Origin of the sequence: Prauserella salsuginis, from assembly GCF_024648885.1 — a bacterium.
In the GTDB taxonomy this organism is placed as follows: Bacteria; Actinomycetota; Actinomycetes; order Mycobacteriales; family Pseudonocardiaceae; genus Prauserella; species Prauserella salsuginis.
On the sequence record NZ_JANBBF010000015.1, the window covers coordinates 93,956 to 117,945 of the forward strand.

Genomic DNA, 23,990 nt, shown 5'->3' on the forward strand with positions numbered 1-23,990 from the left:
CGCGTGGGCGGTCCCGGCAGCGGGCCGCCCGCTCAGCCGTCGAAGGTCAGGTTCTTGCCCGACTTCGGGTCGAACAGCTGGAGCCGCTCCGGGTCGAACCAGACCTCCAGCTCCCTGCCCTCGGCAGCGGCCGAGGCCGCGTCGAGCCGGGTCACGATCGTCGACCCGCTGCCGGGCACGTCCGCCGAACCCGCGTCGGCGGCCAGTTCGGCGAGTTCCTCACTGCCGGTCAGCTGCTCGTCGAGGGAGAAGTACGCATACTTCTCCGCGCCCATCGATTCCAGGACGTCCACGGTGGAGCGGAAGGTCGCACCGGCCTCGCGGTGCTTCTCGTCCACGAGCGAGACGTCCTCGAAGTGCTCGGGCCGGATGCCCGCGATCACCTCACGCGGTCCGCCGGCCGCCTCGACGAGCCTGCGCACCCGGTCGGTCAGCACCGTCGTGCCGAGGACGCTCTTGAGCACCCCGTCTTCAAGCGTGCCGGGGACGAAGTTCATCGACGGGGAGCCGATGAACCCGGCGACGAACAGGTTCGCGGGCTGTTCGTAGAGGAACTGGGGCGAACCGATCTGCTGCACGTGACCGCCGCGCAGTACGACGACCCGGTCGCCGAGCGTCATCGCCTCGGTCTGGTCGTGCGTGACGTACACGGTCGTCACGGCGAGCTGCTTCTGCAGCTTCGACACCGACGTGCGCATCTGACCGCGCAGTTTGGCGTCCAGGTTGGACAGCGGTTCGTCCATGAGGAACGCCTTCGGACTGCGAACGATCGCCCTGCCCATCGCGACGCGCTGCCGCTGTCCCCCGGACAGGTTCGCGGGCCTGCGGTCGAGGTGCTGGTTCAGGTCGAGGATCTGCGCCGCCTCCTCGACCTTCTCGTTGACGGTCGCGTCGTCGACCTTCGCCAACCGCAGCGGGAACGCCATGTTCTCCCGCACGCTCATGTGCGGATACAGCGCGTAGGACTGGAACACCATCGCGATGTCGCGGTCCTTCGGCGACTTCTCGTTGGCACGCTGCCCGTCGATCCGCAGTTCGCCGCCCGAGATGTCCTCGAGGCCCGCGATCATGTTCAGCGCGGTGGACTTGCCGCACCCCGACGGGCCGACGAGGATGATGAATTCGCCGTCGGCGATCTCGATGTTCATCTCGGACACGGCTTGCGCCCCGTCGGGATAGCGCTTGGTCACCTTGTCGAGCACGATCTCTGCCATTGCCTTACCCCTTCACGGCACCGGACGTCAGCCCCGCGACGATGCGGCGCTGGAAGAACAACACGAACAGGATGATCGGAATGGTGATCACGACGGCGGCCGCGGAGATCGTCCCCGTCGGATCCTCGAACTGCGAGGCACCCGTGAAGAACGACAGGGCCGCGGGAACGGTTCGCGACGCCTCCGTGGAGGTCAGCGAGATCGCGAACAGGAAGTCGTTCCAGCACAGGATGAACACCAGGATCGCCGTGGTGAACACCCCGGGTGCCGCCAGCGGGGCGATCACCTTCCGGAAGGCCTGCGCCGGGGTGGCGCCGTCCATCTTCGCCGCCTTCTCCAGCTCCCACGGGATCTCGCGAAAGAACGACGAGAGCGTGTAGATCGCCAGCGGCAGCGCGAACGTGATGTACGGCAGGATCAGGCCGGGCCACGTGTCGAAAAGGCCCAGTTCCCGTTCGATGTTGAACAGCGGCGTGACCAGCGAGATCTGCGGGAACATCGCGATCAGCAGCGAAACCCCCACGAGCAGCTTCTTGCCGGGGAACTCCAGCCGGGCGACCGCGTACGCCGCCATCATGCCCAGGATCACCGCGACGAACGTGGCGATGAGGGCGATGCCGATCGAGTTGAACAACGGCCGGATGAACTCCGTGGTCGCGAAGATGTCCTTGTAGTTCTGCAGCGTCCATTCGCGCGGGATGAAATTGCCGTCGGCGATCGTGTCCTTCGACTTCAGCGACAGCGACGCGATCCACAGCACCGGGACGAGCGCGTACACCACGACGATGATGTCGAGCAGCGCCCAGCGCGCCTTGCGGCCTGCCGTGGCCGTCTGCATTGCCATCAGCGCTTACCTCCGTCGTCACTGCCCGGTGCCGCCGTGCCGAAGCCCTTCACGAAGACGAACGCGATCAGCGCCACCGTCAGGAAGATCAGCACCGCCATGGCGGATCCGATACCGAGATTCAGTCCTTTGATGAGGTTGTTGTAGGTCTGCATCGACACCGACGACGTGTCGTTCGACCCGCCGGTGAGCACGAAGATGTTGTCGAAGATCCGGAACGCGTCGAGCGTGCGGAACAGCACCGCCACGAGGATCGCCGGTTTCATCACCGGGAGCATCACCTTGGTGAACCGCTGCCACGCGTTGGCCCCGTCCATCGAGGCAGCCCGCATCAGGTCGTCCGGCACGAGCGCCAGCCCCGCCATCAACAACAGGGCCATGAACGGCGTCGTCTTCCACACCTCGGCCAGGGCGATGATCAGCAGCGACGGCCCGTACTCGGTGAGCGGGGCTCCGCCCTCGGCGAGGAGGTTGGCGAGGTATCCCGTTTCCGGTGTCCAGGCGTAGTACCACGAGAACGCCGCCGCCACGGTCACGATGCCGTACGGGATCAGCGCGACCGTCCGAACCAGCCCGCGGCCGACGAGGGTGCGATGCATGACCAGCGCCAGCGCCATGCCGAGGACGAATTCGATGGCCACCGTGACGACGGTGATCAGCATCGTCGTGCCGAAGGCGGTCCACCAGTACGAGTTCGTCAGGACGGCGATGTAGTTGTCGAATCCGACGAACTCCTGTTCGCCGGGAAAACGCAGGTCGTAGCGCTGCAGCGACAGCCAGATCGAGTAGACGATCGGATACCCGGTGACGGCGAGCATGACGATCGCCGCGGGTGCGCACAGCAGCCAGCCGAGTCTGCGCTCGGCCTTCTTCCCTTCACTGAGCTTGGCCTTCTTCGACTTCGCCTGCGACGCCGCGGAACCCTCGTCCGGGGCGTCGGTGACCGCGTGGCTCATGGGATCACGCCCTTCGAGTCGAGCGCGGCGGTGAGCTCTTCACGGAGACGCTCCGCCGTGCGCTGAGGGTCGATGTCGGACGGCGGTGACAGCACCTTGGCCATCACCGTGGACAGATTCTGGTATGCGGGCGTCAACGGCCGGACCGCCGCGTTCTGCAGGGCTTCCTTGATGGCGCCGCGCATCGGGTACTCGGTCGCCATGCTCGGGTTGCCGGTGGGGTCGGCCGACTTCGACGGGTCGAGCGGCTCGGTGTCGTCGTAGACCGACTCGATGGTCGGCGGCACCCCGTCGGAGAGCGCGGAGAACTTCTGATGCTCCGCACTGCGCAGGCACAGCGCGGCGTCGAACGCAGCGGGCTTGTTCGTCGACGCCGACGAGACGGCCAGGTCGTAGCCGCCGATGGTGCTGCGGCCCGGCTCGCCCTGCTGCACGCTCGGGTACGGCGCCCACTTGAAGTGCTGCAGGGTGTCCGGCTCCTCCGCGGCGTAGGAGGCGTAGACGAACGGCCAGTTGAGCTCGAAGGCGCCGCGGCCCTGCTGCATCGCGAGGCGGACCTCGTCCTCCTGCTGGTTCGTCAGCGACGGATCCGTCAACCCGGAGGTGGTGACCTCCTTGAGGATGCGCAACGCCTCGACCGCACCGTCGTCGATGACCACACGCTTGCCGTCATCGGAGAGGATCCGGCCGCCCGCCGACTCCACAATGGAGTTGTAGACCACGACGAGGCCCTCGTACTGGGCGCCCGTGAACAGGATCTGATGCGGCTCGCCCTCACGTTTGAGCCGCTTCGAATCCTCGATCATCTCGTCCCATGTGGACGGCGGTTCCGGTGTGATGCGGTCGTCGTACCAGAGCAGCTGGACGTTGGTGTTCTTCGGCGCGGCCCACAGCTTGCCTTCCCACTTCGCGGTCGCCAGCGGCCCTGGCAGGACGTCGCGCTGTGCCTCCGCCTTGCGGTCGCCGGTCCACTCCTCGACCCAGCCCGCCTCGGCGAACTCCGGAACCCACGTGACGTCGAGCCCCAGCACGTCCATCGTCTCGTCGCCCGCCGCGAGTCTGCGCACCATCTGCTCCCGCTGGCCGTCGGCGTCACGCGGCAGCTTGTGGTAGACGATCCGGTAGCGGCCGTCGGCCTGCTCGTTGCAGTTGTCGACGACCGTCTGGAAGTTGTCCTCGGGTGCGTAGTAGACGTCGATGGTTCTGGTGTCGTCGGTGCCGCACGCGGTGACCAGGCCTGCGCCGGTGACCAGAGCACACGCCAGGCCCGCCGCCCGTGCGGGTGGCCGGTGCCGACGGGGCCGCGTCCGCCGTTTCGCCATTTCCTCCTCCTCCACGTCATACACGCGGATCGGAGGAATCCGCCTCCGCACCGCGTCGTGCATGAGAATCCGGGAAATTCACGGTCCTGCGACCGCTCGATTGATCGATTGGGAAAGGTATTCCCAATGATCACGGAGGGCAAGCGCACTCTGTAACGATTCGGGGCGAAGGCGCGGGCAACTACCGACGAAAGAACTACGCGCGGACGCCGTTCGCGCCCGCGCGTATCGCGATCACCTCGGCTCCGGATGCCCACACTCGTCGGCTCCGGGCCGGTACTCGTCAGCCGTGGGTACCCATGTTCAGCTTCGCGAGCAGATCGCGGCCCTGTTCGGCGTTCCGCGGCTGGCACAGCACGTCGTAACGGCCGGCCACCAGTTGACTCGACGACGAGAAATCCCGCCTGCCGCGAGTCGACGCGTAGCTCACCGCCGCGAACGCGACACCGAATCCGATACCGACGAGGAGTCCGATGAGGATCGGCGCCGCCGCCATGCCCTCGGCGGTGCTGAACATGCTCAACAACAGGCCGACGAACAGGCCGAACCACGCGCCGGACGCCGCACCGGTGCCGAGCACACGGCCCCACGACAACCGCCCGATGACGCGTTCCACGAGCATCAGGTCGACCCCGACGATCGTCACGTCACGCACGGCGAAGTCGTTGTCCGCCAGATAATCGACCGCTCGCTGTGCTTCCTCGTAGGTGTTGTACGAACCGATCGGCCACCCGGTCGGCGGCGTGGGCAGCTTCGGCTGTCCGGGCGCCTGACGGCCTGACGACAGTGGACCGGTCACGATCATCACCTGTGCTTTCGACTTCGCTGCGTTGTCAGCACTGTAGGCAGCGGCCCACCTGGCTGGGTACCCGCAGTGGTCCTCGTTCATGCGTGTTCGCCCACCCGGGGAGCACCCGGGCGAAACGGCGAATCCTCCACAACAATACGTACTTTTGGGCCGGGGTGATCACCGGACGCGGCGCGAAAGCCGCGCGGCGCGTGACGCCGGGGCCGCGCCACGCCGTGAGGTGATCACCACTGGGCAGTCCGGCCACGGCGCGCATACGCTGGCCCCATGGCGGCCGTCAACCGGGTTTTCGCAGCTCAGCTGGCAGGACTGCCGGTCTTCGGACCCGACGGTGAGTCGATCGGCAAGGCCCGCGACCTCGTCGCGGGCCTCCGGCTGGACCACCAGCCGCCGCGGGTACTGGGACTGGTCGTGGAGGTCTCGACCCGGCGCCGCGTGTTCGTCCCGATGTTGCGCGTCACGGCGATCGAGTCGAACGCCGTCACCCTCGCCACGGGCTCGGTGAACATGCGGCGGTTCCACCAGCGGCCCAACGAGGTCCTCGTGCTCGGCCAGCTCCTCGACGCCCGCGCGCACCTGGCTTCCTCGGGCGCACGGCTCACGGTCGTGGACGCGGCGATGGAACCGACCCGCACCCGCGACTGGGTGCTGGCCAAACTGGCGGTCCGGCAACCGCGGACCGGGCCGTTGAAGCTCACCGGCCGCAGGGGTGGACTGCAGGTGCTGAGCTGGGAGGACGTCTCGGGCCTCGGCCTGGCCGACCTCGGCACCCAGCCGCAGGGCGCGGGCCAGCTGCTGATGCTGTTCGACACGATGCGCGCCGTCGACGTCGCCGCGACATTGCGGGACCTGCCGCTCAAGCGCAGGCACGAGGTCGCCGACGCGATGGACGACGAGAAGCTCGCCGACGTCCTCGAAGAACTGCCGGAGGACGACCAGAAGGAGCTCGTCGACTACCTCGCCGACGAGCGGGCGGCCGACGTGCTCGAAGCGATGAGCCCCGACGACGCCGCCGACCTGCTCGGCGAACTCGGGCCCACCGAGCAGACCCGGCTCCTCGAACTGATGCACCCCGACGAATCCGGGCCGGTGCGCAGGCTGCTGGCCTACTCGTCCGACACCGCGGGCGGGCTGATGACCCCGGAACCGATCGTCCTCGCCCCCGACGCCACCGTCGCCGAGGCGCTCGCCCACATCCGCAACCCCGATCTGACGTCGGCCCTCGCGAGCATGGTGTTCGTGTGCCGCCCGCCACAAGCCACCCCGACGGGCCGCTACATCGGCTGCGTCCACTTCCAGCGGCTGCTGCGCAGGCCGCCCGCGGAACTCGTCGCCTCCGTCGCCGACACGGACCTGCCGCCGCTGCCGCCCGCCGCCCCGCTCGCGGAGCTGACGCGGTATTTCGCCGCCTACAACCTCACGTGCGCACCGGTCGTCGACACCCGCGATCACCTGCTCGGCGCCGTGACCGTCGACGACGTGCTCGACCACCTGCTGCCCGACGGCTGGCGCGAGACCGGCCTGCGCGACCTCGACCCGGCGACCCCGGCGTCCCCCGACAGTCCCGCGGAGAGCGACCATGCCTGAACTGACCAGCCGCAGGCGCCTCGACCAACCCCGGCATTCGCGCCGCTTCGAGCGGTTCACCCCGAATCTGGACTCCGAGTCGTTCGGCAGCACGGCCGAACGCCTGGCCCGCTTCCTCGGTACCGGGCGCTACCTGTTCTGGCAGACGCTGCTCGTCGTCGTGTGGATCACGCTCAACCTCACCGCGGTGACGCTGCGCTGGGACCCGTACCCGTTCATCCTGCTCAACCTGGCCTTCTCGACCCAGGCGGCGTACGCGGCGCCGCTGATCCTGCTCGCACAGAACCGGCAGGACGACCGCGACCGAGTCTCCCTGGAGGAGGACCGGGCACGCGCCGCGCAGACGAAGGCCGACACCGAGTTCCTGGCACGCGAGCTGGCCGCGCTGCGCCTGGCCGTCGGCGAGGTGGCGACCCGGGATTACCTGCGCAGCGAGTTGGACAAGTTACGCGAAGACCTCGACGGGCAGCCACGTAGCATGGGGAGGCAACCGCAGGCCGCCAGCGACAGAAGGTCGGTGCCCGAGCAGTGACCACCACGCAAGAACAGCCCAGTGTCGAAACCGTCCGCACCGCACTGAACTCGGTGCAGGATCCGGAGATCCACAAGCCGATCACCGAGCTCGGCATGGTCAAGGACATCACCGTCGGCGAGGACGGGGTCGTCACCGTCGAGGTGTACCTCACGGTGGCCGGGTGCCCGATGAAGGACACGATCACCAAGGACACCAAGGCCGCCGTGGCCGAACTGCCCGGTGTGACGGAAGTGCGCGTCGAGCTCGACGTCATGAGCGACGAGCAGCGCACCGAGCTGCGCAAGCAGCTCCGCGGGGACGCCGAGGAGCCGGTGATCCCGTTCGCCCAGCCCGGCTCGATGACGCGCGTGTACTGCGTCGCGTCCGGCAAGGGCGGCGTCGGCAAGTCCAGCGTCACCGTCAACCTGGCAGCATCGATGGCCGAGCGCGGCCTCAAGGTCGGTGTCGTGGACGCCGACATCTACGGCCACTCGGTGCCCCGCATGCTGGGCGCCGACGAGAAGCCCACGAAGGTCGAGTCGATGATCATGCCGCCGCAGGCACACGGCGTGAAGGTCATCTCGATCGGCATGTTCACGCCCGGCAACACCCCGGTCGTGTGGCGCGGGCCGATGCTGCACCGCGCGCTGCAGCAGTTCCTCGCGGACGTCTTCTGGGGCGACCTCGACATCCTGCTGCTCGACCTGCCCCCGGGCACGGGCGACATCGCGATCTCCGTGGCGCAGCTCATCCCGAACGCCGAGATCCTGGTCGTCACCACGCCGCAGCAGGCCGCGGCCGAGGTCGCCGAGCGCGCAGGCGCGATCGCGCTGCAGACGCGCCAGCGCGTGGCGGGCGTGATCGAGAACATGTCGTGGTTCGAGGCCCCGGACGGGTCGAGGATGGAGATCTTCGGATCCGGCGGCGGGCAGACGGTCGCCGACTCGCTGTCGAAGTCCGTCGGCGCCGAGGTGCCGCTGCTCGGCCAGGTGCCGCTGGACCCGCGGTTGCGGGAACAGGGCGACGAGGGGACTCCGCTCGTGCTGTCCGCCCCCGATGCCACCGCTTCCGAGGTCATGCGTGCGGCGGCGGAGAAGCTGTCGGTCCGCGCACGTGGCCTGGCCGGGATGATGCTGAACGTCTCCCCCGCAGGCAGCTGACCCGCGTGTCCTGCGCCCACCCGTCGCCCGGCCACCGCCCCTCACGGACGCGCTGACGCGCGACTGTGCCCGTCCGCGTGTCCTGCACTCGGCCGATGCCGCGGCGGTGACCAGAGCGTGAGCGGTGGTCCCGAGGCCTCCACCCCCAGTGCGAGGGATGCCTCGGGACCACCCGCGCGTGCACGATCCGCGCATGCGCTCCCCCGGTCGGAACACCGCCTGCCGTGGCTGGCCGCACTCCGCAACCGGTGTCACCCACCTGCCGGTCAGGCCCTCGGCCCTGGCCGGTGTCCGGGCACGTAACCGTCGGACACGAGGTTCACGCATCCGACCCGACGAAGGTTGCCGACCGGGCGCAGGACCCGACGAAAGTAGGGGGTCGCGGGCGGCGCCGATCCCGTGACGCGGGGCCGGGCTGCTCCGTGGTGGCAGGGCGACGGTGGTCCGGCGACGGAACGAGAGCAGGTGTCACCCGAGCGGATGCGGGCCGCGAGGGCACGGACACAGCGCCCGCGGGGCCGAGTGCGGATCCGACGGGACCGAACGCAGAGATCAGCCCACTGAACGCAGAACTCGCTGGACTGAACGCAGATCTCGCGGGGTTGAGTGCAGATCTCGGCGTGGTGGGAGGTCCGGCACCGGGCGCACGCGGTGCTACGCGTGGCAGGTCAGGTGGCGTCCGGGTCGACCGGCGGCTTCTCCCCCGACTTGAGCGGTTCCTGAGCAGGGCTCGTGGCGGGTGCCGCACCGGTTCCCGCACTGCCCGCGCCGATGCCACCGACACCGCCGTGCGTACCGCCTGCATACGGCGTGGTCTGCGCACCGTCACCACCGACGGGCCGGGTGCCGTTGATGTTGTTCAGGCCGGCCGGGTCGGGGTCGCCGTCGAACAGATGCTGCGTCACGGCGCGCTTGGGGTCGAAGTTACGCAGCCCGCGCAGGTCTTCGATGGGTCTGCGCAGCTCCTCGTACTCCGGGCCCATCTCGTCCTTGAGCTGCTGCCGGGCGCCGGTGGCGAAGTCCCGGACCTTGCGTACGGACCGGCCCATCCAGGCCGCTGCCTCGGGCAGCCGCTCGGGGCCCAGGATGAACAGGGCAGCCACGAGCAGCACGAGGATCTCGGACCAGCCAACGCTCTCGAACACCTGGGAACCTCCGCCTTCCTCGGCCGCTCCGCCAAGCCTACAAGGTCAGTCTGAACCGAGAGTGACATCGACGGTAAGTGCTCGGCCGTCGCGCATGAGCCGCACCGGAACGGTGTCGCCGACCTCGTGTTCGCGGACGGCGACGGTCAGTTCGGCGGCGTTACGCACCTGCCGCTCGCCGACCTGAGTGATCACATCGCCTTCCTTGATACCCGACTTGGCGGCGGGTCCCTGGCCGCGCACGTTCTGCACCTGGGCACCTTCGGAACTGCCCGCCGACACCGATGCGGCGTTGACGCCGATGTCGGCGTGCTGCACCTTGCCGTCGCTGATCAGGTCCTCGGCGATGCGCATGGCCTGGTCGACGGGAATGGCGAAACCGAGGCCGATGCTGCCGCCCTCGCCTTCGCCGACGGTGCGGATCATCGAGTTGATGCCCACGAGCGCGCCGCGGGAGTCGACGAGCGCACCGCCCGAGTTGCCGGGGTTGATGGCGGCGTCGGTCTGGATGGCGTCGTAGGTGACGTTGGCGTCGCCGTTCTGTCCGGGTGCGGTGACGGGACGATCGACGGCGCTGACGATGCCCTCGGTGACGGTGTTGTCCAGGCCGAACGGCGATCCGACGGCCACGACGCTGTCGCCGGGGGCGATGTCGGACGACTTGCCGACCTGGATGACGACGGGATTGGAGACGTTCACCTTGATGACGGCGAGGTCGGTCTTCGGATCCGTGCCGACGACCTCGGCGCTCGCCCTGGTGCCGTCGGTGAACACGGCGGTGATGTCGGCCTCGTCGGAATCCGCGGCCTGCTTGACGACGTGGTGGTTGGTGAGCACGTAACCGTCGGAGTCGATCATCACGCCGGAGCCGACGCCGCCGTTCTGGCCCGACGTGACCTCCAGGGACACGACCGCGGGCGCCACGCGTTTCGCGATACCGGCGATCGACCCGGCGGGGCGTTCCTTCGCGGCTTCGGCCTCGGCGACGTTGAGTTCGCCGGTGAGTTCGTCGCCCGTGCTGGCGGCTCCCCAGCCGACGAGCCCGCCCGCGGCGCCGATCAGCAGAGCGATCACGGCCAGCGTCGCCAACGCGACGGGCTTGACGCGCCTGCCGAACAGCACCTCAGGCAGGCTCAGCTGCGCGCCCTGGGGTTTTTCGGTGTCGTCGCCGGTCTCGTCGCCGGTGACGGCGGGCCTGCCGAGGACGGCGGCCGCGCCCGGATCCCGCCACGGATCCTCCTCCGACGCCCACAATGGGTCCTCGTCCTCATCACCCGCGCCGGTGGCGGTGTTCTTGGCGGTGCCGTCACTGCCGTCGGGACGCTGCAACACGACGTCGCGAGCGCCGGCGGGCCGGCCGAACGCCTGGGCCAGCGATTCCGGTGTCGGCGGTGCCAGCACGGGGCCGCTCCCGTTGCCGGCCGCGTTGCCATTACCCGTGGCCGTGCCCGGGCGGGACAGCTCGTCGAACGAGCCCTCCACACCGCGCGGCCTGCCGAACGCCGAGGCGGCCGCCGGGTCCACGGACGGGCGCGCGAGGGGACGCGGCCGGAGCCGTGGCTCGTCCCCCTCGTGGGACGGGCCCTCGTGGGACGGGTTCGGTGGCTGGCTCATCTTCCCCCGGCATCCGGTTCGTCGCGTGCTCGTGCCTCGCAGGGAGAGTACGCGTGCGTGGCGCGCCGTACCCACACACCGTGAGACACCTCGAGATGATCCTGCCGCGAAACCGGTGAAATGAGTGTGGGCCCCTCTGGCCCCGGCCTGCCGGAGCCGGCGCCGGTCAGCGCCCGCTGGAGGCCGGGGTGAGCGCCGGGGCGGTGGCTGCGGCACCGCCGGAGGTCGTGGCCGCCTCGTTCGGGGCCGACGTGGTCACCATCGGTGCGTCACCGGTGGCCGTGCTGCCGGCCGCTGTGGTGCCGGCAGCAGGGTCACCGGACCGCGGAGCCGCCGCCGGTGTCGACGTCGGCGTGCGTGCCCCCGTCGAGTCCGCCGAACCGGCCCCGCCGAACTGCGCACGCAGCACGTTGGTGTTCACCTCACCCCCGCCGGGACGGGGACGCTCGGGATCGGTGGACGTACCGCCGGTGGTCGTCACGAGCGCGAGTGCGCTCAGCACTAGCCCGGACACGACGACGCCCGCCCCCTGCGCGGCACGGCGCCTGCCTCCACCGGTTCCGCCGCCGAGCACGGCGTCGGACTGTCCCAGCGGTGTCGAACCGCCGAGGGGTGCCGAACCACCGCCGAGCGGCTCCGCCCCGCCGACGGAACGCCTGCGCAGGCCGGCCACCCGTTCGGGTCGCTGCACGGCGACGAGCTGGCCGTCCTCGGTGACCGCGAGGTTGTCCGGCGTCTCGTCGAGTTCGGTGTCCTGGGGAATGGACCGCAGGCTGGCCAGGAAGCCCGCCGACATCGACGGTTCGTCGGCATCACGCACGGCCGACCGCGCCTGGCGTTGGGCCTCGACGTCCGCTGCGCACCACGGGCAGTGCGCGAGGTGTTCGGCGGCGCGTTCGGTGGCGCCCGTCGAGAGTTCGTTGTCGACGAACGCCACGACCGCGTCCGGCAGCAGGTGCGACTCGGGAAGGCCGAACCCGCCGGACCCGTGGTGACGGCTCATCCCAGCGCCTCCCGCTCACGTGTGGCGGCCGCCCGCTCGAGCGACGCCTTCAGTGCCTGACGGCCACGGTGGATCCTGCTGCGCACGGTCCCGAGCTTAACGCCGAGGGTCGCGCCGATCTCCTCGTACGACAGTCCTTCGACGTCGCACAGCACGACGGCGGCGCGGAACTCGGGCGGCAGCTCGGCCAGCGCGGTCTGCAGATCGGGGTCGAGGTGCGTCTCGGAGAAGACCTGTTCCGGACTCGGATCGTCGCCGACGATGCGGTCGGTGTCCTCGGGCAGGCCCTCCATACGCACGCGCGAACGGCGGCGGGCCATGTCGAGGAACAGGTTCGTCGTGATGCGGTGCAGCCAGCCCTCGAACGTGCCGGGCTTGTACGACGCGAGGGAGCGGAACACGCGGATGAAGGTCTCCTGCGTGAGATCCTCGGCGTCGTGGGCGTTACCGGAGAGCCGGTAGGCCAGCCGGTAGACGCGGTCGGCATGTTCGCGGACGACCTCGTCCCACGTCGGCGGGGTCCAGGTCGCGGCGACATCGCCGGGCGACGCGGCAGGCGCCGACGTCACGTTCCCGGTTGCGTCCGAAGCGGTGGCCGCGGGCGCGTTGTCACCGCCGACCCGCTCGGCGACCGCCGCCGCGCTCGGCTGCTCCTGCGTGGGTTGCGTCGTGCTGCTCTGCGACAGCTGAGGCACCTCCATCGGCCTGATCCCCTTCGTTAGCCGTTCAACGTCCGGCGTGATCCCCATGTTCCCGCCGGACCTGTATTTCCCCCGTGAGTCGAGCTCCGAGGGCCGCCCGTCTTCCGCCGAGCGGATCGGTCGTGGCCGCCACTTCCTGTGGATGAGACGTAGTCTTGCCGGTTTCCTTACGGATTCGATGAGGTGCGGCTGAGAATGACCTGAGAACCTGGCCGGTCGCCGATGGCGGCCGGGTGGCGCCGTGGTGGTCGGGCCTGCTCAGGGGGCACGCTAACCTTTCGCGCGTGACCTCGGAGACCGATCCCACTGCGGCGCTCGCCGATGCCGTCAGCGGGTTCGTCGACGGCTTCGCAGCCGAAGACGACGTGATCAGCCGAGCTCGCGAACGCGCCCGCGAGCTCGGCTGCCCCGCGGTGTCGCCCGCGACGGGCGCCGCGCTCGGACTGCTGGCCACGACGGTGCAGGCGAGGTCGGTCGTCGAGATCGGAACCGGCGTCGGGGTCAGCGGGCTGCACCTACTGCGGGCCATGGCGCCCGACGGGGTCCTGACGACCATCGACTGGGAACCGGAGTTCCACCGGACCGCGCGCCGCGTGTTCACCTCGGCGGGCTACCCGTCCGGCCGGGTGCGCACCATCACGGGCCGGGCTCTCGACGTGCTCACGCGGCTCACCTCGGGTGGCTACGACCTGGTGTTCGCCGACGCCACGCTCGTCGAGTACCCCGGCTACTTCGACCAGGGGGTGCAGCTGCTGCGGCCCGGCGGGGTGATCGTGCTCCACAACGTGCTCGCCGACGTGCACATCGGCGACCACGGCAGGCGTAACCCGGAACTGCTCGCGCTCCGCGAGGTCGCCAGGACGATGCGCGACGACGACCGCCTCCGCCCTGCCGTGCTGCCCCTGGGCGGCGGGCTGCTCGCGGCCGCCGTCGTCGGCCCCTCGACCTGACCCCGGCCGCTCCGCCACGTGCCCCGGAGGTGCCCTTCGGGGCGTCGGACTCAGCGGCCGGCGGACAGGATCGCGAGGATGCCGACCGTGAGCGCGCCCGCGACCGCTGCGACGAGCCCGCCCCACCCGGCGTGGCCGTACAGGACCGCGCCCGCCGCTCCCCCGACGCTGCTGCCGAGGTAGTAGCAGGCGTTGTAGAGCCCGCCTGCCTGCCCACGTCCCGCGGCGGGGGCGTCGGCGGCCGCCCACCCGCTGGCGACCGAGTGTGCGGTGAAGAAGCCCAGCGTGAGCACGACGAAACCGGCCGCGACCAGCGGCACCGAGTCCGGCAGAGTCAGCGCCGCACCGGCGATCGTCAGGATCAGCCCTGCGCACGCGGTTGACCGGCGCCCGAACCGCGCGACCAGCCGTCCCGCCCTGCTCGAGGCGACCGCGCCGCCCGCGTAGGCGAGGAAGACCAACGAGGCGGTCGCGGGGTGCAGGCCCAGGTCGCCGGTGAGCCGAAACCCGGCGACGTTGTACAGCGCGACGAACGAGCCCATCGCGACCATGGCGACGACGTACTGGGCGAGCAGCACGCGGTCGGATGCGGCCGCGACCAGGCCGCGACCGACATCGGCGAGCCGGGGCCGCGTGGCGCGACGGGGCAGTCCGGGCAGCGTGGTCGCGGTGATCAGCGCACACACCAGGCCGATTCCACCGACGACGGCCAGCGCGCCGTGCCAGCCGAGTGCGTCCGTGGTGAACCCGACGCTGAGCCGTCCCGACAGCCCGCCGAGCGTGTTGCCGGCGACCATCGCGCCGACGGCCCCTGCCACGCCTGCCGCCCCGAGACGTTCGGCCAGGTAGGCGGCTGCCACCCCGGGGAAACCCGCGATGGCCACGCCCTGCAGCACGCGCATCACCAGCAGCGCGTCGAACGTCGGCGCGAGCGGAAGCAACAGCCCGAGGACCGCGGAGACCAGCACCGACGCCACGATCACGGGTTTGCGGCCGACGATCTCCGACAGCACCGCGAGCGGCAGCACGGCGACCGCCAGCGCACCGGTCGCGACACTGATCGCCAGCGACGCGCGGCCGGGGTCGAGCGCATACTGCTCGGCGAGTTGCGGCAGCAGCGGCTGCGGCGCGTAGAGCAGGGCGAACGAGCACAGCCCTGCCGCGGTCACCGCCAGGGTCACGCGGCGGACCGGGACCGCGGTTGCGGTGATCGGCGGGCCGGATCCGGCCGGTGCGGACGTACGAACGGACATGGTTTCTGACGCTAAGTATCCGCCGACCGATACGTCCAATGCAGATATGGTCCACAATCGATGCTGTGGTGCATGAATCCGAGGATGCGCGGGTCACGGCCGAGCTGGCACCGCACGTGGCGCTGCTGCGGGTGCTCAAGGTCACCGGGAACCTCACCCGCGCGGCCGCCGAACTGGGCGTGCCCCAGCCCACGGCGAGCAGACGACTCGCGGCGCTGACCGGCTTGCTGGGCACACCGGTGACCGAACCGGACGGCCGCGGCATCCGCCTCACCCGTGCGGGCACGCTGCTCGCCGACGCCGCCGAACGGGCGGCGGCCGAGCTGGCCCACGGCGTGCGCAGGCTGCGGGAGGAGGTCGACCCGGAACGCGGGCACATCACGCTCGGCTTCCTGCACCTGCTCGGGCGATCCCTCGTCCCCGGACTGGTGAGCGAGTTCCGCCGAACCCGCCCGCACACCCGCTTCACGCTGGTCCAGGGTTCCCGCCAGGACATCGTCGACAGGCTCGGCTCTGGCGAACTCGACCTCGCGCTGGTCGCGCCGCCCGCCGACGGTCCCGGCCTCGACTCGCTGCCGCTGACCGAACAGGAACTGTTCGTCGCCCTACCGCAGGGACACCGGCTCGCCGGCAGCTCCCACGTACGCCTCGGCGAGCTCGAACGCGAGGTGTTCGTGATGCTCGAGCACGGCTACGGCCTCCGGCAGATCACCGACGACCTCTGCGCGCAGGCGGGGTTCGAGCCGGTCGTCGCGTTCGAGGGGCAGGAATCGGAGACCGTACGCGGGCTCGTGGCCTCGGGACTGGGTGTGACGCTGCTGCCGAAGTTCGAACCGGGCACCCCGGCCGGCGTGGTCGAAGTGCCGCTGCGACCGCGGGTGACCAGGACCGTCGGGCTTTCCTGGCACGGCGACCGGCCGCTGCCACCGGTCGTGGCGGCGTTCCGCGACCATGTGCGCGCCCGCGCGCCCCTGCCGCCCGCCTCGACGGGCGACGCGGACCGGGGAATCGCTCAGCGGTAACGAGCTCAGCGGTAGGGGCTCAGCTGTACGACGCGGCGAGCTCGACGAGCGTGCGCGCACCGAAACCGGTGCCGCCGGGCACCACCTCGTCGTAGGTTTTCTCGGCCCGCGCGGGCCCCGCGATGTCGAGGTGTGCCCACGGCAGTCCGCCCGCGAACTCACGCAGGAACAGCGCCGCCGTCACCCCGCCGGGCCCGGGAGCGGCCTGCTTGACGTCCGCGATCTCACTGCGCACGTCGCCCATGTGGTCCTCGAGCAGCGGCATCCGCCACCACTGCTCGCCCGCCCGATCCCCTGCGGCGCACACGCTCTCGGCGAGGGCGTCGTCGGTGGCGAACACACCGCCGGTGCGCAGGCCCAGCGCGACCTTCATGGCGCCGGTGAGTGTCGCGACGTCGACCACCGCGTCGGGACGGAACCGCTGGATGCCGTAGCCGAGCGCGTCGGCGAGCACCATGCGGCCCTCGGCGTCGGTGTTGCCGACCTCGCTGGTGCGGCCGCCGTAGTGGCGCACGATGTCGCCGGGCCGGTAGGCCGAGCCGGAGACGTGGTTCTCGGCCGCGGGCACGAGCGCGGTGACCTTCACCGGCAGGCGCAGCGCGGCGATCGCGCGCATGGCGGCGATGACGGCACCGCCCGCGGCCATGTCGGTGCGCATCAGGTGCATGCCCGCGGCGGGCTTGATGGAGATGCCGCCGGTGTCGAACGTGATCCCCTTGCCGACCAGCAGCAGGTGCGACGTCGCGCCACGCGGCCGGTAGGCGAGTTCGATGAGCCGGGGCGGACTGGCCGAGCCGCCGCCGACGGCGAGCATCCCGCCGAACGCCTGCTCGGCGAGCCACGTCTCGTCGCGGATGGTCGCGGTCAGGCCGCGGGTCTGCTCGGCGACCCGAGCAGCCACGTCGGCCAGCCATGCGGGATTCTTGACGTTGGAGGGGGCGTTGGCCAGGTCCCGTGCGAGCGCGGACGCCGCGGCCACCTCGCGGGCGCGGGCAACGGCCGCGGTCAGCTCCTCGTCGGGCTCGCCGTCGAACCGCACCGCGGTGACGGCCGGCTTCGGCTTCTCCCCTGTCACGCGGAACCGGTAGCCGCCCAGCACGACCCCCGTCGTGAACGCGGCGGCCTGCTCGGCGTCGACACCCGCGGGCAGCTGCACCGCCACCTGGGAGGGCACGCGCCTGCCTGCGTCGGACTCCGCCTCGGCCAGCGCGTGCGCCGCGCGCACCAGCGCCGCTCCCGCGGAGCGGTACCGCGCGGGCTCACCGTCACCGACGCCCACGAACCACGTCGGCATCGGCGCCCCGTCACCGACCGACTCGGCCGCGGAGGACGCTGCGGTGGAGGACGGTGCGGTGGAGGACGGTGCGGTGGAGGACGGTGCGGTGGAGGACGGTGCGCCAGCGGACCGGGCGCCGGAGGACCGGGCGGTGAGGGCCGTCACCGGGACGTCGACGACCTCGCCCGCCTTGCCCGTGACGTGCAGGTCCGCCGCCAGGTCGGCGTGCGGGTAACCGGCCCCGGTCAGGGCGTCGGGACCGGCGTGGACGACGGCGAGCCGTTCACCTTGCCGGGCGGCACCGCCTGCCTCGACCTCGACGATCGGACTCGGTACGGGCGGCAGGACGGCACGCGCCATGTGAGACCCTCCAGGCACAAGAAGATCAGCCGGTCGGGCTACGTAACTGCCCGACCGGCGGTGGGGACTACGGGGAACGACGGACTAGCTCGTGGCCTCCTGAAGGGCCGCGCCGAGGTCCTTGGCCTCCTCGGCCGTCAGCTCGACGACGAGGCGCCCGCCGCCTTCCAGCGGTACACGCATCACGAGGCCCCGTCCCTCCTTAGCAACCTCGAGGGGACCATCTCCGGTCCGGGGCTTCATGGCCGCCATAGCGTGCTCCCTCCATCTTCAGCCAGCACCCGGCTCGCGTTCGTGTCATAAGCCGGGTCAAGCACCTCACCCACCATTGTCCCCCATCGGCCGTTGGCGGCGAACGCCGGACCGATCTTAGCGCCGGAGCATAGGCGCTGGTATGCGCTTCACAGGACTGACAGACTCGCGGCCGAGACAACGATTCGGAGGGCTTTCCCGTGACGACAGACGACGTCCTGCAGGTGACCGACAGTGGGGACCCCGCCGGGGTGCGGACGCTGACACTCAATCGTCCCGAGGCGTACAACGCGCTGACGGTCGAGCTGAAGGAGCGCCTGCTGACCGCGCTGCGTGAGGCGGCGGCCGACGACGGGGTTCGCGCGGTCGTGCTCACCGGGGCGGGTAAGGCGTTCTGCGCAGGCCAGGATCTGAAGGAGCACGTCGGCCTGCTGCGGTCCGGCGACGACGCACCGCTGCGCACGGTGGCCGAGCACTACAACCCGCTCATCGAGGCGATCACCGGCATGGCCAAGCCCGTGATCGCCGGGGTGAACGGGTCGGCCGCGGGCGCGGGCGCCGCGCTGGCGTACGCGTCGGATCTGCGAATCGCGGCCGGGTCGGCGAGCTTCCTCATGGCGTTCGCGGGCGTCGGGCTCGGACCCGACAGCGGCGCGTCGTGGACGCTGCAGCGCCTCGTCGGGTACGGCCGCGCGATGGAGCTGATGATGCTCGCGCGCAAGGTCGACTCCACGGAGGCGTTGCGCATCGGCATGGTCGGCGAGGTCGTCGCCGACGACGAACTGGCCAGCCGGGTCCACGAGGTCGCCCTGAAACTGGCGGCGGGTCCGACGGTGGCCTACTCGAAGATCAAGTCGACGCTGGCCACGGCGGCCGAGGGCACGCTCGCCGATGCGCTGACTGCCGAGGACGCGGCGCAGACCGTGCTCGGCAGCACCGCCGACCACGCCGAGGCCGTCGACGCGTTCGTCAACAAGCGCAAGCCGGTGTTCACCGGGAAGTAGCCGGGGTCGACACCCGAGGCCCACTCACCGGCCGGGCGCCCCGGATTCCTGCGAAACGGGGCGCCCGGTACCCACCCGCCGTGTTGCGGGTTCCGGGGCCCGTGTTGCGGGCTCCGGGTCGGTGGCCGGGTGTCGACGTGCCGGTTCCGACGTGCCGGTTCCGACGTGGCGCCGGCCACGGGTCACACCGCGCGGTGGCAGCCGGCGACGTGGTCGTCGACCATGCCTGTGGCCTGCATCATCGCGTAGCAGGTCGTCGGCCCGACGAACGTGAACCCGCGCTTCTTCAGCGTCTTGGCCATCGCCGTCGACTCGGGCGTCACCGCGGGCACGTCGGCCATCGACGCCGGGCGGTCGTGGCGGTCCGGTGCGAACGACCACAGCAGGTCGTCCAGCGGGGTGTCCAACTCGGCGATCGCGCGGGCGTTGCCGATCGTGGCGTGGACCTTCGCGCGGTTGCGGACGATGCGCGCGTCGGCGAGCAGCCGCGCGACGTCGTCGTCGGTGAACGCCGCCACGGCACCGGGGTCGAACCCGGCGAACGCGCTGCGGAACGCCTCCCGCTTGCGCAGGATCGTCAGCCACGACAGGCCGGACTGGAACGCCTCCAGCGACAGCCGTTCGAACAGCGCCGTCTCGCCGCGCAGCGGGACGCCCCATTCCGTGTCGTGGTACTCGGCGTAGTCGGACGCGGTGTTGCCCCACGCACAGCGGGCCACGCCGTCGGGACCGGTCAGCTCCTCGACGCCGGCCGCGGGCAGTTCGGTCTCGCCCGCCGTCACCGCGATGCCCTGTTCATGTCCTGCCCCGCGGAGCCGGGATCCTCGGCGGCCCCCTGATGTTCGGGGCCGCCGGAGCGCTCGGGGCCACTGGAGCGTTCGGGGCCGCCGGAGCGTTCGCCACGGGCGGCCCGCGCGTCGAGTTCGGTCTCCAGGTCGGCGATCCGCGCGCGCAGGCCGTCGATCTCACCGCCGAGCCGTGCGATCACCCAGTCCACCTCGGACATCTTGTAGCCGCGGGCGGTGAGCTGGAACTTCACCGCCGCCACGTCGTCGCCGGTGATGTCCTCGGCGGGCAGCCTCGTCGGCGAAGCCCCCTGCGCCAGCGGTGCGAGCTGCTCACCGCGGCCGAACACGAGCGCCGCGAGCAGGAACACGACCGCCGCCACGAGCAACATGACGAGCAGATAGATGAGCGCGGTGGTCACACGCCGATCGTGGCACAGGCCTCCATTGCGCGCGCGGACCTCACGTCGCCTTGCCGCGTCGTGCGATGCTTGAGGGGTGCTGCACCTGCTGATCCGCCGCGGAGTCGCCCCTCTGGCCAGGATGCTGTGGCGACCGGACGTCCGCGGCACCGAGAACGTGCCCTCCGACGGGCCGGTGATCTTCGCGTCCAACCACCGCTCGGCGATCGACACGGCCGTGATCCCGTTCGTCGCGCCGCGGCCCGTGGCCTTCCTCGGTAAGGCCGAGTACTTCCAGGGCGCGAGCCCGAAGGACCGGCTACGCGCGGCGTTCCTTTCGGCACTGGGGTACGTGCCGGTCGAGCGCGGCAACGCGGCAGCGGGGCTCGCGGCACTGGGCGCGGCGCAGAAGGTGCTCGACTCGGGCGGTGCGTTCGGTATCTACCCGGAGGGCACGCGCTCGCTGGACGGCAAGCTGCACCGCGGGCACACCGGCGTGGCCGCGCTGGCGCTCGCCACCCGCGCGCCCGTGGTGCCGGTCGCGCTGTCCGGCACCGAGGGCCTGTTGCCGGTCGGCAAGAAGATCCCCCGCCTCGCGAACGTCACGGTGCGGTTCGGCGAACCACTCGACTTCTCGCGCTACGACGGCCTCGCCGCGTCGCCGCCGATCCGGCGTGCCGTCACCGACGAGGTCATGTACGCGATCCTCGAACTGTCCGGCCAGGAGTACGTCGACGCCTATCACAAGCGCCCCGAGGGCGACGCCGCCTGAGCGACACCGCGTGTCCTGCACTCAGCACCGCGTGTCCTGCGCTCAGCACCGCGTGTTCTGCACTCGACCGCCGCGTGTTCTGCGCTCAGCACCGCGTGTTCCGCGCTCAGCACCGGGCGACGGCGCCGTCGCGCGGCGGTCGACTCAGGGTTTGCAGAACCGGAAACCGTGTCGACCCCCAATAACTCGACCGGCGAATCGATGTTCGCCCGTGAAACCGGGGGGTCGCAGGACCGGTTCCCTACCATCGCGATGATCGAGCTCACCACGGACAATGCCGCTGTGACGCGACCTCATCCCGTTCCAGTTGTCTACAAGGGACGGACAACGGACGAACCGCGGATGGCCACAACGGACATTGTCACCGAATTCGGCGCTGTCGAACAATCACTGCGATGCGCCGAGCAGGATTCGTGGACCGCACGCCGCGGGAATCCGACGGGAGAACCGCCGACTCAGCCGTCCCACTTGTCGACCACGACGGCTTCGTGCCGCGAGAACGCCTCGAGCAGCTTCTCCGGGTCGGAGTCGAGCCGCACCAGCTCGCGACTCGAGGTGCCCAGGAATCCGGAATCCACCATGTGGTCGACGAATTCGCCGAGCTTGGCGTAGTACCCGGCCACGTCGACGATGCCGACCGGCTTCGTGTGCAGGCCGAGCTGGGCCCAGGTCCAGATCTCGAACAGCTCCTCGAGCGTGCCGATGCCGCCGGGCAGCGCGAGGAACGCGTCCGACAGCGAGGCCATCGTGGCCTTCCGCTCGTGCATGTCCTCGACGATCCTCAGCTCGGTGACGCCGCGGTGGGCCACCTCGGCCCGCACGAGGTGCTCCGGGATCACACCGATCACCTCGCCGCCCGCCTCGAGCGCCGCGTCGGCCACCGTGCCCATCAGGCCGACGTCACCGCCGCCGTAGACGACGCCGATGTCCCGGCCGGCCAGCAACTTCCCGATCGAGGCCGCCACCTCGGTGTACACCGGGTCGCCGCCCGCCGACGAGCCACAGAAGACGCAGATCCGCCTCAGCACTAGTGCGTGTCCTCCCAAGCCTGGTACGACTCCTGCACGACCTTCACCGCGTCGTCGACGTCGTCGGTGAGGTACAGCAGGTCGGCGTCGTGCTCGCCGATCTTCCCGTTGTCGAGCACCGTGTCGCGGATCCAGTTGTACAGCCCGCCCCAGTACTCGGTGCCGAACAGCACCACGGGGAACTTGGTCACCTTCTTCGTCTGCACGAGCGTCAGCGCTTCGAACAGCTCGTCCAGCGTGCCGAACCCACCCGGCAGGCAGATGAACGCCTGCGAGTACTTGATGAACATCGTCTTGCGGGCGAAGAAGTACCGGAAGTTCACGCCCAGGTCGACCCACGGATTCAGGCCCTGCTCGAACGGCAGCTCGATGCCGAGACCGATCGACAGCCCGCCGGCCTCGGAGGCGCCCCGATTGACGGCTTCCATCGCACCCGGACCGCCACCGGTGATCGCGGCGAACCCGCAACGGGCCAGTTGCGCACCGATCTCAACGCCCGCGGCGTACTCGGGGGATTCGCGGTCCGTGCGCGCCGAGCCGAACACGGTCACGGCCCGCGGCACCTCGGCGAGCGCGCCGAAACCCTCGACGAACTCCGCCTGGATCCGCAGCACCCGCCACGGGTCGGTGTGCACCCAGTCGCTCGGCCCGCGCGAGTCGAGCAGGCGCTGGTCGGTGGTCGAACCAGGGCCGGTCTTCTGCTCGCGGCGCAGCACGATCGGCCCGCGGAACGCTTCGGACGGGTATTCGTTCTCGCCCGGGTCACCGGGGTTGTTCACGACGTCGGTCACCCCTCAAAGCCTACGAGGCGCCGCGGGTGCGCTGGTGTTCGGGCGAGCCGCTCGTCAGCCGCCGGTGAGGAACCGCCGCAGCACGTCGGCGTGCCGTGTGATGTCGGCGACGGCGACCTGCTCGGCCTGTGTGTGCGCGAACGTCGGGTCGCCGGGGCCGAAGTTGACCGCGGGCATGCCGAGTGCGGAGAACCGGGCGACGTCGGTCCAGCCGAGCTTGGCGGTCGCCGTGCCGCCGGCCGCCGCGACGAGTTCCTTCGCCGCCGGCTCCGACAGCCCGGGCCGCGCGCTCGGTGAGACGTCGACGACCGTCACCTCGTAGCCCTCGAACACCTCGCGCAGGTGCGCTTCGGCCTCCTCGGTGGTGCGGTCCGGGGCGAACCGGTGGTTGACTCCCAGCACCGCGGCGTCCGGCACGACGTTGCCCGCCACGCCGCCGCCGACCCGCACGGCCTGCAGACCCTCGCGATAGGTCAGCCCGTCGATGTCGACCACCCGCGGTTCGTACCGTTCGAGCCTGCGCAGCGGTTCGCCGAGCGCGTGAATGGCGTTGACGCCCATCCAGGCACGCGCGGTGTGCGCCCGCTCGCCCGAGGTCGTCACGTCGACCCGCATCGTGCCCTGGCAACCCGCCTCGATCGACGCGTTCGACGGCTCCCCCACGATCGCGAGGTCTCCGCGCAGCCACTCGGGCGCCTCCCGCTGGATGCGGCCGAGGCCGTTGCGGCTGGCGTCGATCTCCTCGCAGTCGTAGAAGACGAACGTGATGTCGCGCTCCGGTTCGGTGAGCGTCGCAGCCAGGTGCAGGAACACCGCGTCGCCGCCCTTCATGTCGACCGTGCCGAGGCCGTACATGGTCGTGCCGTCGTCGCTGCGGCGGCTGGGCAGGTTCGCGTTCTCGGGCACCGTGTCCAGGTGGCCCGCCAGCACGACCCGGGACGGCCTGCCCAGGTTCGTCCTGGCCAACACTGCATCCCCGTTCCGGACGACCTCGAGGTGCGGCGCCTGACTGCGCAGCGCCGCCTCGACCGCGTCCGCGATCGTCTGCTCGTGGGTGGATTCGGACGGGATGTCCACCAGAGCGGCGGTCAGGTCGACGGGGTCGGCGTGCAGATCGAGCGTGGCCATGGTGAGCACACTAGTCGTGCGGCGTACGTCGCCGACCGCGTGGCGGCCGTGGGCGACCGGCGGAAGCGACGGCACGGGTGGCGGCGGTCACATGCGGGAG

23 protein-coding genes and 1 pseudogene are annotated in these 23,990 nt (G+C 70.7%); 7 read left to right on the forward strand and 17 right to left on the reverse strand.

From position 1 onward, the window contains the following. Nucleotides 1-32 precede the first annotated feature (32 nt). The 5 genes from LY40_RS24535 to LY40_RS24555 form a co-directional block, all read right to left on the reverse strand. Nucleotides 33-1,214 carry an ABC transporter ATP-binding protein gene (locus LY40_RS24535; protein WP_183779187.1) on the reverse strand — a complete coding sequence of 394 codons (1,182 nt, stop codon included), beginning with the start codon at nt 1,212-1,214 and terminating at the stop codon, nt 33-35. Between the two features lie 4 nt (nt 1,215-1,218). Continuing rightward, a complete protein-coding gene (locus LY40_RS24540) occupies nt 1,219-2,058 on the reverse strand; it encodes a carbohydrate ABC transporter permease (RefSeq protein ID WP_183779189.1) in 840 nt (279 codons plus the stop codon). Beyond that, the gene (locus LY40_RS24545) at nt 2,058-3,014 is read right to left on the reverse strand and encodes a carbohydrate ABC transporter permease (RefSeq protein ID WP_183779191.1); all 957 of its coding nucleotides are present in this window, start codon (nt 3,012-3,014) and stop codon (nt 2,058-2,060) included. Before LY40_RS24545 ends, LY40_RS24540 begins: the two co-directional genes overlap by 1 nt. After that, a complete protein-coding gene (locus tag LY40_RS24550; RefSeq protein ID WP_183779193.1) occupies nt 3,011-4,336 on the reverse strand; it encodes an ABC transporter substrate-binding protein in 1,326 nt (441 codons plus the stop codon). The genes LY40_RS24545 and LY40_RS24550 overlap by 4 nt, the downstream gene beginning before the upstream one ends. 283 nt (nt 4,337-4,619) lie before the next feature. After that, complete coding sequence (locus LY40_RS24555; RefSeq protein WP_183779195.1) at nt 4,620-5,141, reverse strand: YflT domain-containing protein; 522 nt, start codon at nt 5,139-5,141, stop codon at nt 4,620-4,622. A gap of 270 nt (nt 5,142-5,411) precedes the next feature. Here LY40_RS24555 and LY40_RS24560 point away from each other — a divergent pair, with 270 nt between their 5' ends. From LY40_RS24560 to LY40_RS24570, 3 genes are read left to right on the forward strand one after another with little or no spacing between them, the layout of a single operon-like run. Next, nucleotides 5,412-6,731 carry a magnesium transporter MgtE N-terminal domain-containing protein gene (locus tag LY40_RS24560; RefSeq protein WP_183779197.1) on the forward strand — a complete coding sequence of 440 codons (1,320 nt, stop codon included), beginning with the start codon at nt 5,412-5,414 and terminating at the stop codon, nt 6,729-6,731. Then, a complete protein-coding gene (locus LY40_RS24565) occupies nt 6,724-7,263 on the forward strand; it encodes a DUF1003 domain-containing protein (protein WP_183779199.1) in 540 nt (179 codons plus the stop codon). Before LY40_RS24560 ends, LY40_RS24565 begins: the two co-directional genes overlap by 8 nt. Further along, entirely contained in the window at nt 7,260-8,405 is a 1,146-nt protein-coding gene (locus LY40_RS24570) for an Mrp/NBP35 family ATP-binding protein (protein WP_183779201.1), read from the forward strand. The genes LY40_RS24565 and LY40_RS24570 overlap by 4 nt, the downstream gene beginning before the upstream one ends. 668 nt (nt 8,406-9,073) lie before the next feature. Here the strand turns inward: LY40_RS24570 and tatB are convergent. The 4 genes from tatB to sigE all read right to left on the reverse strand — a co-directional run bounded on the left by tatB (nt 9,074) and on the right by sigE (nt 12,868). Then, on the reverse strand, nt 9,074-9,550 hold the full coding sequence (tatB, locus tag LY40_RS24575; RefSeq protein WP_258938290.1) for a Sec-independent protein translocase protein TatB: 477 nt from the start codon (nt 9,548-9,550) through the stop codon (nt 9,074-9,076). Between the two features lie 45 nt (nt 9,551-9,595). Next, a complete protein-coding gene (locus tag LY40_RS24580) occupies nt 9,596-11,164 on the reverse strand; it encodes a trypsin-like peptidase domain-containing protein (RefSeq protein WP_183779205.1) in 1,569 nt (522 codons plus the stop codon). A 166-nt stretch (nt 11,165-11,330) separates the two neighbouring features. Next, nucleotides 11,331-12,167, reverse strand: coding sequence for an anti-sigma factor family protein (locus LY40_RS24585; RefSeq protein ID WP_183779207.1), 837 nt, complete (start codon nt 12,165-12,167; stop codon nt 11,331-11,333). Then, a complete protein-coding gene (gene sigE, locus LY40_RS24590) occupies nt 12,164-12,868 on the reverse strand; it encodes an RNA polymerase sigma factor SigE (RefSeq protein ID WP_228725955.1) in 705 nt (234 codons plus the stop codon). Before sigE ends, LY40_RS24585 begins: the two co-directional genes overlap by 4 nt. 284 nt (nt 12,869-13,152) lie before the next feature. On the opposite strand from sigE, the gene LY40_RS24595 reads away from it, so the two are divergent. Beyond that, nucleotides 13,153-13,818 (forward strand): O-methyltransferase, encoded by a 666-nt coding sequence (locus LY40_RS24595; protein ID WP_183779209.1) that lies wholly within the window; start codon nt 13,153-13,155, stop codon nt 13,816-13,818. Nucleotides 13,819-13,868: 50 nt separating this feature from the next. Here LY40_RS24595 and LY40_RS24600 read toward each other — a convergent pair whose 3' ends face one another. Continuing rightward, on the reverse strand, nt 13,869-14,999 hold the full coding sequence (locus tag LY40_RS24600) for an MFS transporter (RefSeq protein ID WP_258938357.1): 1,131 nt from the start codon (nt 14,997-14,999) through the stop codon (nt 13,869-13,871). Between the two features lie 137 nt (nt 15,000-15,136). Here LY40_RS24600 and LY40_RS24605 point away from each other — a divergent pair, with 137 nt between their 5' ends. Beyond that, on the forward strand, nt 15,137-16,093 hold the full coding sequence (locus LY40_RS24605) for a LysR family transcriptional regulator (protein ID WP_258938291.1): 957 nt from the start codon (nt 15,137-15,139) through the stop codon (nt 16,091-16,093). A 19-nt stretch (nt 16,094-16,112) separates the two neighbouring features. Here the strand turns inward: LY40_RS24605 and LY40_RS24610 are convergent, their stop codons facing one another. After that, nucleotides 16,113-17,729 (reverse strand): leucyl aminopeptidase family protein, encoded by a 1,617-nt coding sequence (locus LY40_RS24610; protein WP_258938292.1) that lies wholly within the window; start codon nt 17,727-17,729, stop codon nt 16,113-16,115. Nucleotides 17,730-17,813: 84 nt separating this feature from the next. Continuing rightward, on the reverse strand, nt 17,814-17,981 hold the full coding sequence (locus LY40_RS24615; RefSeq protein ID WP_048807468.1) for a DUF3117 domain-containing protein: 168 nt from the start codon (nt 17,979-17,981) through the stop codon (nt 17,814-17,816). A gap of 200 nt (nt 17,982-18,181) precedes the next feature. Between LY40_RS24615 and LY40_RS24620 the strand changes: the two genes are divergently transcribed. Beyond that, on the forward strand, nt 18,182-18,985 hold the full coding sequence (locus tag LY40_RS24620; protein ID WP_258938293.1) for an enoyl-CoA hydratase-related protein: 804 nt from the start codon (nt 18,182-18,184) through the stop codon (nt 18,983-18,985). Between the two features lie 182 nt (nt 18,986-19,167). Here the strand turns inward: LY40_RS24620 and LY40_RS24625 are convergent, their stop codons facing one another. Together LY40_RS24625 and LY40_RS24630 are read right to left on the reverse strand one after the other, a co-directional pair. After that, a complete protein-coding gene (locus LY40_RS24625; RefSeq protein ID WP_308216712.1) occupies nt 19,168-19,767 on the reverse strand; it encodes a DNA-3-methyladenine glycosylase I in 600 nt (199 codons plus the stop codon). A 113-nt stretch (nt 19,768-19,880) separates the two neighbouring features. Then, nucleotides 19,881-20,192 (reverse strand): annotated as a pseudogene (locus LY40_RS24630) (DivIVA domain-containing protein); the annotation flags it as partial. A 76-nt stretch (nt 20,193-20,268) separates the two neighbouring features. Between LY40_RS24630 and LY40_RS24635 the strand changes: the two are divergent. After that, complete coding sequence (locus tag LY40_RS24635) at nt 20,269-20,943, forward strand: lysophospholipid acyltransferase family protein (RefSeq protein ID WP_183779219.1); 675 nt, start codon at nt 20,269-20,271, stop codon at nt 20,941-20,943. A 455-nt stretch (nt 20,944-21,398) separates the two neighbouring features. On the opposite strand, the gene LY40_RS24640 is transcribed toward LY40_RS24635, so the two are convergent. The 3 genes from LY40_RS24640 to dapE are packed head-to-tail and all read right to left on the reverse strand — an operon-like array spanning nt 21,399 to nt 23,890. Further along, entirely contained in the window at nt 21,399-21,968 is a 570-nt protein-coding gene (locus LY40_RS24640) for an LOG family protein (protein WP_183784928.1), read from the reverse strand. 2 nt (nt 21,969-21,970) lie between these two features. Beyond that, entirely contained in the window at nt 21,971-22,762 is a 792-nt protein-coding gene (locus LY40_RS24645) for an LOG family protein (RefSeq protein WP_183779220.1), read from the reverse strand. 54 nt (nt 22,763-22,816) lie between these two features. After that, on the reverse strand, nt 22,817-23,890 hold the full coding sequence (gene dapE / locus LY40_RS24650) for a succinyl-diaminopimelate desuccinylase (protein WP_183779222.1): 1,074 nt from the start codon (nt 23,888-23,890) through the stop codon (nt 22,817-22,819). Nucleotides 23,891-23,990 lie beyond the last annotated feature (100 nt).

What these genes read in the sequence shown, in the direction of transcription:
- LY40_RS24580 (WP_183779205.1), bottom strand. Translation starts at nt 11,164, where the DNA reads ATGAGCCAGCCACCGAACCCGTCCCACGAGGGCCCGTCCCACGAGGGG.
- LY40_RS24615 (WP_048807468.1), bottom strand. Translation starts at nt 17,981, where the DNA reads ATGGCGGCCATGAAGCCCCGGACCGGAGATGGTCCCCTCGAGGTTGCT.
- LY40_RS24545 (WP_183779191.1), bottom strand. Translation starts at nt 3,014, where the DNA reads ATGAGCCACGCGGTCACCGACGCCCCGGACGAGGGTTCCGCGGCGTCG.
- LY40_RS24555 (WP_183779195.1), bottom strand. Translation starts at nt 5,141, where the DNA reads ATGATCGTGACCGGTCCACTGTCGTCAGGCCGTCAGGCGCCCGGACAG.
- LY40_RS24585 (WP_183779207.1), bottom strand. Translation starts at nt 12,167, where the DNA reads ATGAGCCGTCACCACGGGTCCGGCGGGTTCGGCCTTCCCGAGTCGCAC.
- sigE (WP_228725955.1), bottom strand. Translation starts at nt 12,868, where the DNA reads ATGGAGGTGCCTCAGCTGTCGCAGAGCAGCACGACGCAACCCACGCAG.
- dapE (WP_183779222.1), bottom strand. Translation starts at nt 23,890, where the DNA reads ATGGCCACGCTCGATCTGCACGCCGACCCCGTCGACCTGACCGCCGCT.
- LY40_RS24610 (WP_258938292.1), bottom strand. Translation starts at nt 17,729, where the DNA reads ATGGCGCGTGCCGTCCTGCCGCCCGTACCGAGTCCGATCGTCGAGGTC.
- LY40_RS24565 (WP_183779199.1), top strand. Translation starts at nt 6,724, where the DNA reads ATGCCTGAACTGACCAGCCGCAGGCGCCTCGACCAACCCCGGCATTCG.
- LY40_RS24560 (WP_183779197.1), top strand. Translation starts at nt 5,412, where the DNA reads ATGGCGGCCGTCAACCGGGTTTTCGCAGCTCAGCTGGCAGGACTGCCG.
- LY40_RS24550 (WP_183779193.1), bottom strand. Translation starts at nt 4,336, where the DNA reads ATGGCGAAACGGCGGACGCGGCCCCGTCGGCACCGGCCACCCGCACGG.
- LY40_RS24540 (WP_183779189.1), bottom strand. Translation starts at nt 2,058, where the DNA reads ATGGCAATGCAGACGGCCACGGCAGGCCGCAAGGCGCGCTGGGCGCTG.
- LY40_RS24535 (WP_183779187.1), bottom strand. Translation starts at nt 1,214, where the DNA reads ATGGCAGAGATCGTGCTCGACAAGGTGACCAAGCGCTATCCCGACGGG.